This window comes from Marinomonas sp. SBI8L, from assembly GCF_001624705.1.
GTDB lineage: Bacteria > Pseudomonadota > Gammaproteobacteria > Pseudomonadales > Marinomonadaceae > Marinomonas.
In genome coordinates, this window is sequence record NZ_JSEO01000018.1 from 61,724 (window position 1) to 73,178 (window position 11,455).

Genomic DNA, 11,455 nt, shown 5'->3' on the forward strand with positions numbered 1-11,455 from the left:
GTTTATTCTCAAAGCGTTAACCTCTTGTTGTAGATATATAATTTTTTGTAATTCCACGGCATTAAATCCTTCCTATCAATGTGTTTTTTTCAATCCCTACTAATATTTACTAAGACAAAAAAATTTTGTTTGTCTTAGATAAGAAAACTTTATCAGGCATTTAAAAAGAAAGGCTTAGTTAAGGCTGTTTATGATAAAGAAGTCAGAAAATACGTTACATAAAGGCAGTGGGAAACTACATTGGTACCACTGGTTAGTTGTTGTTTTATCTCTCGTTTTAACCTTGAGTGCTTGGCAAGTGACATCTCGTTTAGCGGATCAGAAAAGTCAGATCCAATTTGATTTCCAGTCAGACCTTTTGGTCGAACTCGTGAAAGAAAGAATGCTGAAATATGAAGATGCTTTGTGGGCTGGTGTTGCTGCCATACACTCCCAAAAAAAAGTGGTTAATACTAAAACATGGAATGCCTTTGCTAACGCTTTATCGATTGAAGAAAAGTACCCAGGTATTAATGGTATTGGTGTTATAGATTATGTCGCACCCGATAAGTTGGATGATTATCTTGAAGAACAAAGACAGCTTAGGCCTGATTACCAAATTTACCCGACCCACGATAAAAATGAGTATTGGCCAATTACCCATATAGAGCCTGTTAAACTTAATAAAAAGGCTGTGGGTTTAGATATGGCCCATGAAAAAAATCGCCACACAGCCTCGATAAAAGCAAGAGATACCGCATCGGCTCAGATTACTGGGCCGATTATTCTCGTTCAAGATGCGAAAAAAACGCCGGGATTTTTGTTTTTCGCGCCTTACTATCAATTTGTTCAACCCCCTAACAGTATTCCTTTAAGACGCGCATCTTTTATCGCTAATGTCTATGCGCCTTTTATCATGGAAAACCTTATGCGAGGCACACTAAAAAATGAAAATCGACTTGTTAACTTTAAAATCAGCGATGGGGAAGATCTTCTTTATGATGAGTTAAAGCCAAACTCTGAAGGATATGATGTGTCTCCTTTGTTTTCGAAAACATTTGAAGTTGATATGTATGGCCGTAGTTGGACTTTTGAAATGCAATCAACAACACTCTTTCGGCATCAGGTTTCGAATGATCAACCTATGATGATTCTAATAGGAGGTATTAGCATTGATATTATGTTGCTTATTCTATTCATTGTACTGGCCAGGTCGAATAAAAAAGCCATTCTTTATGCGGGTGAGATGACCCGTGAATTGAAAGTGAGTGAGAAAAAGCTCACAACAACCATTAATAGTATGCGTGACATACTCATTACGATTGATAACTCAAATAAAATTCTAAGTTTTAATAAAGCAGCAGAAATTGCATTAGGACTTAAAGAGTCTGACGTGATTGGTCAAGACATATCCGTGGTACCTGATCCTAACCTAGTTGCATCAGATAGTGTTGAGAAACATTACTTAAATGTGAAAGGTAAGCACACCTACGAAGAGAAAAAAGTTATCAATATTGCTAACAAAGAGGGACGGTTGTTACCTATAGATTTAACCATTACTAAAGCCAGTTCAAATTCTACTAATTATTATATTGTTCTTATTCGTGATCTATCGAATGAAGTGAAAATCGAGAAAGCATTAGAAAGTTCTGAGGCCTTATTGGATACGGCCGTGAATGCTTCTTCAACTGGATTTGCTATTTTAAATCTAAACCTAGAATTTATTGAATTAAATAAATCGATTTGCTCATGGTTAAGCTTCAATCGGAACGACCTGATAGATGAAAATTTTAATAAGATATTATCAAATGAAGGTTCTTTGATAATAAATGACATGATAAAAAATATGTTAAAGCGTAAGCAATCCTCTATTCATGTTGAAAGTCAATTTATCAATAAAAATGGTAGCTATATTTGGGGCTTACTTACCGCAGCTTTGGTAATTGATAAAAATAATGTTATTTCTAACATTGTTATTCATATTGTAGATATTCAAAAAGAAAAAGGGCTTCTACAAAACCTCATTCTGCAAAATAAAGCATTAGAGAAGAGTAATGCAGACCTAGAACAGTTTGCCTATATTGCATCTCATGATCTGAAATCGCCATTAAATGCAATTCAACAACTGGCTCATTGGATTGAAGAGGACTGTGACAAAGCCTTATCAAAGGAGTCTAAAAATCACTTAGACCTGATGAAGGGCCGTTCTAGTCGTATGATAAGGCTTTTAGATGATTTACTAAATTACTCCCGTGTTAGTCGCTATGAATATAAACATGAAGCACTTGAGTTAAAGCATTTGGTTTATGATCAGTTTAATTTAATTGATAAACCAGATGAATTTATTTGTATTTCATCTAACTCATATTTATTAATTCCTAGAGTGCCATTTGAACTTATTATTCGAAATATTTTATCTAATGCTGTTAAACATCATGATAAAGATAAAGGTTTAATAGAAATTAAATTTAATAAAACCGATACAGATCAAATTATTACAGTTACCGATGATGGTCCTGGTATTCCGCCTGAAATGCATAAAAAAGTATTAGAAATGTTTCAAACACTTAAACCTAGGGATGATGTTGAGGGAAGTGGTATGGGGCTAGCTTTAGCGAAAAGAATAATTAATCACTATAGTGGTGATTTATTTATTGAATCTGATGGTGTAAGAGGGACGTCTTTCATTATTCGCTGGCCATTGCCTAATCAATAATTTTTTAAATTGAGGTTGAAATGAGTATTACAATTTTATTAATCGAAGATGATGATGTTGATGCAATAGGAATCAATAGAAGCTTTGTAAAAGCTGGTTTGAAAAATGAAATAGTAAGAGCAAAAAATGGTAAGGAAGCCCTCCATTTATTAAAAATGGGAGTCGTGGGATATCCTTTTATTATTCTTTTAGATTTAAATATGCCAATGATGGATGGGTTAGAGTTTTTAACTTATTTGCGTGAGTATGAGAAATTTAAGCAAAGTATTGTATATGTATTAACTACCTCTAAATCTGAGCAAGATATTGCCTTGAGTTTTGATAAAAATGTAGCAGGTTATTTTATCAAAAATGAAGTTGGAACGGGTTATGATTCCATTGTTGAATTTTTAGGGTCCTACATGAAAATTGCCCATTTTCCTAAATCAGTGTAACCACTGTTTTTAAGGAGGTCATCTTGAAAGTATTGATTGTAGATGATGATAAGGTTGATCAGGAGCTTGTCTTAAGAGCACTTAGGAAGAGCCACTTAGATGCTTCTATTGATACAGCTAAAACGGTCGATGAGGGTCTCGATCTCTATTAAGAGCATTCTTACGATATTATCTTACTTGATTATCGTATGCCTGAACGTGATGGCACAGAGATGATCTATGAACTTACTCAGTTACCTACAAGTTCAAATACAGCGATTGTTATGATGAGTTCATCGGAAGATGAGCAACTCGCTATAGATTGCCTAAAAGCGGGAGCCCATGACTTTTTAATGAAATCTGAGGTAACAGGCGTCAGGTTAAGACGGGCAGTACTTCAAGCGAAAGCGCGATTTGAGTTAGAGCAAAAACTAACTGAAAGTTATAAAAAAGTTAAGATTTTATCAGAGTCTGATCCTTTAACAGGACTTTCAAATCGGGCTTACTTCGAACATTCCTTAAGAATCAATATCGTTAACAACATTCGAGATAAGCATAAAATTGCTCTTTTATTAATTGATTTAGATAATTTCAAATTCATTAATGATACCTATGGTCATGATGTTGGAGATAGGTTACTGCTATTAGTTGTTGATAGTATTAAATCTTGTCTAAGAGGCAATGAACTGTTTGCAAGGTTAGGTGGGGATGAATTCAGTATTTGCTTATCTAACCTAGATACAGCTGAGGACGCCAGTAAGGTTGCTACTCGTGTGGTTGAAACCTTAACCAAGCCATTCTTGATTAATGAATCTGAAATCCATTCAACAGCCAGTGTTGGCATCTCAATTTATCCCGATAACGCCACAGATTTTGAAGAACTTTTTAAACAAGCAGATATTGCTATGTATCGAGCGAAGAAATTAGGCCGAAGCCGAGTTTGTTTTTTTGAAGAAGAGATGCAAGAGCAGTTTTATTTACGTGCACTATTAGAGAAAGAGTTAAAGTAAGCTCAAGAGTTAAGGCAATTTTTGTTACATTATCAACCCATACTTAATCCTAAGAATAAGACGTTATTTGGCTTTGAAGCTTTGATACGCTGGGGAGTAGATGGCCGCTTACGCTCACCCCGAGACTTTGTACCCGTTGCAGAACAAACTCAACAAATGGTTAGTATTGGACGCTGGATAATAAAAACAGCTATCTCTTCTTTGGGTAAATTTAATCAAGGCAGGGAAAACTTGCTGGTGATGACTATCAACTTGTCTACTATCCAGTTTCACGATGTTAAATTAGTGGATTATATTCAAAAGTGTCTAATTGAATATAAGGTCGCTCCTAGCTTAGTTGCATTTGAGTTAACTGAGAGTGCTTTTTCCGAAAAATCACATCACTCAATTAACATTATCAGAGAGCTAGATAAGTTGGGCTGTAAAATCGCATTGGATAACTTCGGCAAAGGCTCTTCTTCTGTTAACCATTTGAAAAAGTATCCTATTTCTTTGATTAAACTTGATCGTTCATTAATGCCGAAAAATCTAAATGACAGCCAAAATATGGTTTTAATCAAGGGACTAACTGTCATGTTACAGCTGTTAAAGCGTGAGGTAGTTGCAGAAGGTGTCGAGACGGAAGCGCATATTGCCGTGTGTTCTGAACTTGGAATTAACTTGATGCAGGGCTTTTATTTTTCTGAAGCTAAAGGCTATGAGGAGATAGTGCAGGATTATCTGTAATTAGATGATTAAGCACATCTATAAGTTTACTTCAAAAATGAGGCTTATTGATCCTGATACAAACCTGATAGAGGTATCAGGTTTGTGTTTGCAGATTTTAACTAGCAAGCTTGTGATCTAATCACTTTCTTATCCTAGCCATGTTGATTAATGGTTTTAATAATATCTGCTAACGCTTGATCTGCTTCTTCATTTGCCACTTGGCAAGTACCTGCATTCATATGACCACCGCCATTATAGGCTAGGCATAATTCGCCCACATTGGTGTTAGAGCTTCTATCTAGAATGGATTTACCGATTGCAAAAACCGTGTTTTGCTTTTTCAGGCCCCATAGTTTATGGATAGAAATATTACAATTAGGGAAGAGTGCGTAGATGATAAAACGGTTTGTTGCATAAATCGTTTCTTCATCTAGAAGATCAAGCACAACCAGGTTGTCATGACGCGTCGCACAACGGCGAATTTGCAACTTAGCTTGTTCATCATGATGACGATAAAGCTCGACTCTTTCTTTCACATCTTCCAGCTCTAGAATCTGTTCGATGGTATGATTCTTACAATAGTCGATTAGCTTCATCATAAGCTGATAGTTAGAAATACGGAAATCTCTAAAACGGCCTAAGCCTGTTCTCGCGTCCATAATGAAGTTAAGCAATACCCAGTCTTGTGGATTAATGATTTCTTCCTCAGAGAACTGGGCTGAATCGCCTTTATCAACCGCGTCCATCATATCAATTGAGATGCTTGGGAACTTCTTCCAACCACCATAATAGTCGTATACCACTCTGGCTGCCGATGGCGCGTTTGCATCTATAATATGGTTTTTAATATCCGCATCATTTCTAACTGTTTCGCTTAAGTGATGGTCAAAAGCCAGATGACAACCAGCCACATAAGGTAGGTTAGTGGTGATGTCGTTTTCTGTGATTTCTATTTTTCCATCCTGCATGTCTTTAGGGTGAACAAATAAAATATCATCAATAATATCAAGGTCTTTTAAGAGGACTGCGCAGACTAAACCATCGAAATCACTACGGGTAACAAGGCGAAATTTTGTTTCAGACATGATGTTTTCCAAATAGTTGTATAGAGAGTGCTACTTTCATATAGATTAAAGAATATAGTGAGTTCACCATACAAACAATATAATTATAGTTAAATTCAAATTTCATTCATTTATATAAGGTATTGATTTATATAAAGAGAATATCAATAAAAAGTCATGTTTATTTATGAAAAATAAAGTTTTCAAATGCTAATAAATGTTGACTCAACACTTCATATCCTTTTTTGTTTAAGTGTAATTCATCATCGCAAAAAAGTTCAGTTTTTAAACTTTTATCCTGTTTGGTAAAAGCAGAATAAACATCGATAAACTCTGTATTGGGTCTAGTGAAAGCTAATCTTTCTAACAATTTATTCACTTCAATGATTTCTTCATGATGCTTCATTCTAGCAGGACTTGGTTTAACACTGACAAGTGCAACAGGAAGGTCTGAAAAGTGTTGATCAACTTTTTCTAACAACTGAATATAGTGTTCTGTGATCTGGTTATAACTTTGTCGGTTACCTATATCATTATCACCTAGGTAAATAACCAATGACTTTGGCTGACGAGCTACCACTAAGCGCTCAAAATAATAGACGCAAGCTTCAAGTGTTGCGCCACCAAATCCAAGATTTACTGTGTTGATATGGCCTAGATTATGTCGAAGGTCATCCCAGAGTTTGAAGGTAGAAGAACCATAAAATGCGACTGCCTGGCTTTGATTGGATATTTGCGCAAGCTGACTTTCTAGGGCTCTCACGTCCGATTCGAACTCAGCTTCAACTTGATTGAGCTTTAACATGTTAGAGCGATATCCAGGCTGGTGGCTCAAAGAAGGCGTAATGGCTATTTCTCTAGCAAGCTGCCTAGCTTCACTAACATAGCCTTTAAATTCACTTTGATATTTCTTCAAAAACTTAGAAAGTGCATCTTTGCGGTTAAGGTTAACCCTATCCGAAAGTTTAAATGCAGGCTTGATCACGACAGAATATATGGTGTGATCGACTCGCTTATCAAAGTTTGCAACGGCAATAGGTACAATCCAAGGTTCTTCATTTAAAAGGTTTGATTGAGTTAAGGAAAAGGCAGACTCACCAAAAGTAGAGGGAGAGTCTTCCGTTGAAAAACGCGCGCCTTCAGGGGAAATAAGTAAAGGGATATCATCATTGATGACATTCGTTGCATCTTGAAGAAAGCTATTATTTGCCGTGTCATCCTGGCTTAATGATTGCCAACTATCAACAAAGATATGGCCAAACTTGTGGTAATAATCGTCTCGCCAGTATTCATTTTTTTGGCTACGACCAACGACCCTTAACCCTGTCACACCATACTGGTTATCTATGATTAAAGAGCTTATAAACTGAGCGTCTAAAGGAAAGTTAAAACCGTTAGGTAAGGTGGTGCTTTCAGCATTGGCTAGGTGGTTATATATAAACAGGCTACCCGCTTTTTTGGGAAGGTTTTCTAAACCTTTAATTACATAGGGGACTTTTTCAAAGGCTTGCTTAAATAGTTGGGCATTCTCACGCCTGATATCCATTTTAGGGGTATCTGAGTCCAGTTCTTTGACTCTGTCGTAGGCCTTTTGTAATTGTAGGTAAAATCCATTTTCCCTTTGCACATCTTTTAAAATATCAAGACACATGCCGGCAATGGTTTTTTCTAAAGCACTGCCAAAGTGAAGGCTTTGATATAAAAGGCCAAAGGCTTCATTTGTGGTGATCTGGCTCTTAAGTAGTTCGCTGATTTTATATAAAGGTGAGCTGACCGATAATAGTGCCGCATTTTGTGCAATAACATTGCTTACGGCTGTGACTTCGTTATTGAGGGTTTGGGATAAGAGCCTCATCCTTGCTGCTAACAAATGTGTACCGACTAACCAAATTAAGCGATACCAGTACTTATGTTTAATCTTAGGTGACATCTCTAACAGTTGATCTAGCTTTTCTTGGGATATATACAAGATGCTGCTATCTCTGGAAGCTATGATAGAAGTTCGGTTATTAATATTTTGATTTGGTGCTGTCCAACTAAGTACAGTACCCCTTCTTGATATCGTGCGTGTGGTTAAGGTTTTACCTTTATTTGTTTGGTAACTAACGATGACCTTACCCTTGATCAAAAGGTATAGGCCATCTGATACTTTTTCTTGTTGGCTAATAATATCGCCTTGATTCACTAAGAAAAAATTACCAGATTTACTGAAAATGCGTTTTTCTTGTTGGTTAAAGCCTTCAAAAAATGCGCTCGACTTAATTAAGTCAAATGCCTCTTGGGCAGAAAATTTATGATGACTAGTTGGTTCTAAGGGTCTCGTTTCATCAAAGGCTAAACTTTCGTTCGAGAAAAATGGTCGTGTTTGGTTTTGAACCTCTTCTAATACGGGCAGGCAAGAAGTATAGATAAATGACAAGATATCATTGCCGAACTCAGGGTTTTGATTAATTAAGGTGGTGAGGGCCTGTATTGGCAGCCTTAGTAACTGTGTTTTTTTATTCGCTATGTAAGTTGTTGTATAGCGAGCAGGTGATCTAAATGCAGACCAGCCTATGGGAGTATTCTTGATTTTGACACTGCCAATATTGTGCTCAACATTATTTTCTTTTAGTGGAATAAGTGTGCCGAGTTCCCCAGATAGAAGAAAATATAAATGCTGGCCAATATCAAACTGCTTAACTAAATACTCATCTTTTTCCAGCTCTATAATGTCGGCAATTTGAATTAAACTGCTAATGACTTCTGGTGCTGCTTTCTCGATAAAGGGCAGTTGCTTAATTTGCCTTGTTAAATTCACAGAACGTCCTCTTCTTATGACTAAATTTAGCTGGGTCTTTTAAGGGTTAGTTTTTCATTTAAAACACCATAATCACTACCGCCTAGTCGACTTAGGGGTGATAAACCTAAACTATCTATAAAATATCTGCCTTCGGCTTCACTTAGGATTGAATCTTCAACATGAATGTTCAGTACTTCTAGATAGCAGGCACTTTGGCTTTCACTTAGTTGATGTACATCATATAAGCGACAGTGCATGGCAACTTTAGCATCCGATAATCTCGGTAAATTTGGGCTAAAAGGGGTAAGTGCTAACCCTTGTTCACTCACTTCTGACTGACCATACTTTAAGGTTGCTGCACTTGTATTAACATCTTCTGCATTTTGCACACTAGGAATATGCAAAATGCATTCTTTATCTCTTAATAAGTTGGTTTTTGTATCTTTGTTCAGGTTTTTTTCTTTGTTACCTATGGAAACTACCAGTAAAGCCGGCTCTGAGCTTAATGCGGCAAAGTAAGAAAAAGGCGCTAGGTTGAAGCTGTCTTCTTCATTCGCTGTCAGTATCCATGCTATGGGCCTAGGTAACACTGTTTGAGTGATTAAATGGTACCTCTGATTTGCCGACATTTTTTCTAGTTCAAAAATCATACTTAGTTTCTCAATTGAATCCCGATATCTAACATTATTCTTTTTGCATCAATTTGTTAATAGACTTGCCGAAGTTTCGGACTGTGCTAAACCTTAGTTATGGAATCAACAAAAACTTTGCCAATAATAGGCAAAGAGTAATCTTGATTATAGGGGACAATAACATGAGTATATTTGACCATGTTCAATCTCGTTATGATTCTCAGCAAGACGAAGAGATGTCATTAGACGAATACTTGAACCTATGTAAAACGGATGTTGGTGCATATGCAACACCTGCGGAGCGCCTGCTAAAAGCCATTGGTGAACCTAAGATCATAGATACATCAAAAGAACCTAGGTTAAGCCGAATTTTTTCGAACAAATTAATTAAACAATATCCAAGCTTTGAAGCTTTTTACGGTATGGAAGAAGCCATAGAAAGGATAGTTGCTTTTTTAACACATGCTTCTCAAGGTTTGGAAGAATCAAAGCAGGTTCTATATCTGCTTGGGCCTGTTGGGGGGGGGAAATCCTCGCTTGCTGAAAAGCTAAAAGAATTAATGCAAAGTGTTCCTTTCTACGCGATTAAAGGATCACCTGTTTTTGAATCGCCTCTGTCTGTATTTGATGTCAGAGAAGATGGCGATATTCTTAATGAAGTCTATGGTATTCCAAGACGTTACCTTAAAGGTTCTATGTCACCATGGGCAACAAAACGCCTAACCGAATTTAACGGTGATATTAGCCAGTTTAAAGTGGTTAAGGTCTATCCTTCTATTCTTCAACAAGTAGCTATTTCAAAAACAGAACCTGGAGATGAAAACAACCAAGATATATCTGCATTAGTAGGTAAAGTTGATATTCGTAAGCTAGAGTTCTTCGAGCAAAATGATGCTGATGCTTATAGTTTCTCTGGCGGCTTATGCCGAGGCAATAGAGGTATCATGGAGTTTGTGGAAATGTTTAAAGCACCTATAAAAGTGCTGCATCCACTTCTAACGGCCACCCAAGAAGGTAACTACAATGGTACTGAGGGGTTAGGTGGTATTCCATTTGATGGCATTATCTTAGCTCACTCGAACGAATCTGAGTGGCAGTCATTTAAGAATAATAAAACCAATGAAGCTTTCATCGATAGGGTATATACCGTCAAGGTACCTTACTGTACTCGTGTCTCTGAAGAGATGAGTATTTATCAGAAGCTTTTGGAGCATAGCTCTCTTAAATCGGCACCTTGTGCTCCAGATACATTAAAAATGCTTGCTCAGTTTACTGTCTTATCTAGGGTGAAAGAGCCTGAAAATTCATCAGTTTACTCGAAAATGAGAATCTATGATGGTGAAACATTGAAAGATGTGGATCCAAAAGCGAAATCTTTGCAAGAGTATAAAGATGCTGCTGGTGTTGATGAAGGAATGGATGGTCTATCAACTCGATTCGCATTCAAAATTTTATCTAAGGTCTTTAACTTTGATCCGGTTGAAGTTGCTGCTAACCCAGTTCACCTTATGTATGTTCTTGAGCAGCAAATTGATCAAGAGCAGTTTGATCAAGAACGACATGATAGATATTTAAGAAGTTTGAAAGAGTATCTCGCTCCTAGATATGTCGAATTTATCGGTAAAGAAATACAAACAGCTTATTTAGAGTCTTATTCTGAGTATGGCCAAAATATCTTTGATCGATATGTGACTTATGCTGATTTCTGGATTCAGGATCAGGAATACCGTGACCCTGAAACTGGAGATATTTTAGATAGAGCATCAATCAATGATGAACTTGAAAAAATAGAAAAGCCAGCGGGCATTAGTAACCCTAAAGACTTCAGGAATGAAGTGGTTAACTTTGTTTTAAGGGCGAGAGCTAATTACAACGGTAAGAACCCATCCTGGTTAAGTTATGAAAAACTCAGGATAGTGATTGAGCGCAAAATGTTCTCCAATACGGAAGATTTGTTACCTGTTATCTCATTTAGTGCGAAATCTTCGACCGAAGATAAAACCAAACATAATGAGTTTGTGAAACGTATGGTGAAAAGAGGTTATACCGAGAAACAGGTGAGGCTACTTTCTGAGTGGTACTTAAGAGTGCGTAAATCACAGTAAAGAAAACCCAACAACACTTCCTATGTTGGAAGTGTTGTTAGCCTAT

Annotated in this window: 8 protein-coding genes and 2 pseudogenes; 7 read left to right on the forward strand and 3 right to left on the reverse strand. The window is 36.7% G+C overall.

All coding sequences use genetic code 11. From position 1 onward, the window contains the following. Positions 1-190 precede the first annotated feature (190 nt). The 6 genes and pseudogenes from OA91_RS21535 to OA91_RS24130 all read left to right on the forward strand — a co-directional run. Positions 191-2,695, forward strand: a complete 2,505-nt coding sequence (locus OA91_RS21535; RefSeq protein ID WP_063339800.1) for a CHASE domain-containing protein — start codon at positions 191-193, stop codon at positions 2,693-2,695. A 20-nt stretch (positions 2,696-2,715) separates the two neighbouring features. Further along, positions 2,716-3,129: a response regulator gene (locus tag OA91_RS21540; protein WP_063339801.1), complete on the forward strand. Its 414-nt coding sequence runs from the start codon at positions 2,716-2,718 to the stop codon at positions 3,127-3,129. 23 nt (positions 3,130-3,152) lie between these two features. Next, a complete protein-coding gene (locus OA91_RS24765) occupies positions 3,153-3,281 on the forward strand; it encodes a hypothetical protein (protein WP_269433043.1) in 129 nt (42 codons plus the stop codon). A gap of 12 nt (positions 3,282-3,293) precedes the next feature. Further along, positions 3,294-3,458: pseudogene (locus OA91_RS24805) on the forward strand (response regulator); the annotation flags it as partial. Between the two features lie 3 nt (positions 3,459-3,461). Beyond that, positions 3,462-4,118, forward strand: a complete 657-nt coding sequence (locus OA91_RS24125) for a GGDEF domain-containing protein (protein ID WP_331709780.1) — start codon at positions 3,462-3,464, stop codon at positions 4,116-4,118. Between the two features lie 18 nt (positions 4,119-4,136). After that, positions 4,137-4,844 (forward strand): annotated as a pseudogene (locus tag OA91_RS24130) (EAL domain-containing protein); the annotation flags it as partial. 134 nt (positions 4,845-4,978) lie between these two features. Here OA91_RS24130 and OA91_RS21550 read toward each other — a convergent pair. The 3 genes from OA91_RS21550 to OA91_RS21560 form a co-directional block, all read right to left on the reverse strand. Further along, positions 4,979-5,911, reverse strand: coding sequence for an exopolyphosphatase (locus OA91_RS21550; RefSeq protein ID WP_046018801.1), 933 nt, complete (start codon positions 5,909-5,911; stop codon positions 4,979-4,981). Between the two features lie 160 nt (positions 5,912-6,071). Next, positions 6,072-8,690 (reverse strand): cyclic nucleotide-binding domain-containing protein, encoded by a 2,619-nt coding sequence (locus OA91_RS21555; RefSeq protein ID WP_063339802.1) that lies wholly within the window; start codon positions 8,688-8,690, stop codon positions 6,072-6,074. A 26-nt stretch (positions 8,691-8,716) separates the two neighbouring features. Beyond that, the gene (locus OA91_RS21560; RefSeq protein ID WP_063339803.1) at positions 8,717-9,322 is read right to left on the reverse strand and encodes a flavin reductase family protein; all 606 of its coding nucleotides are present in this window, start codon (positions 9,320-9,322) and stop codon (positions 8,717-8,719) included. 164 nt (positions 9,323-9,486) lie between these two features. Here OA91_RS21560 and OA91_RS21565 point away from each other — a divergent pair, with 164 nt between their 5' ends. Then, the gene (locus OA91_RS21565; RefSeq protein WP_063339804.1) at positions 9,487-11,409 is read left to right on the forward strand and encodes a PrkA family serine protein kinase; all 1,923 of its coding nucleotides are present in this window, start codon (positions 9,487-9,489) and stop codon (positions 11,407-11,409) included. Positions 11,410-11,455 lie beyond the last annotated feature (46 nt).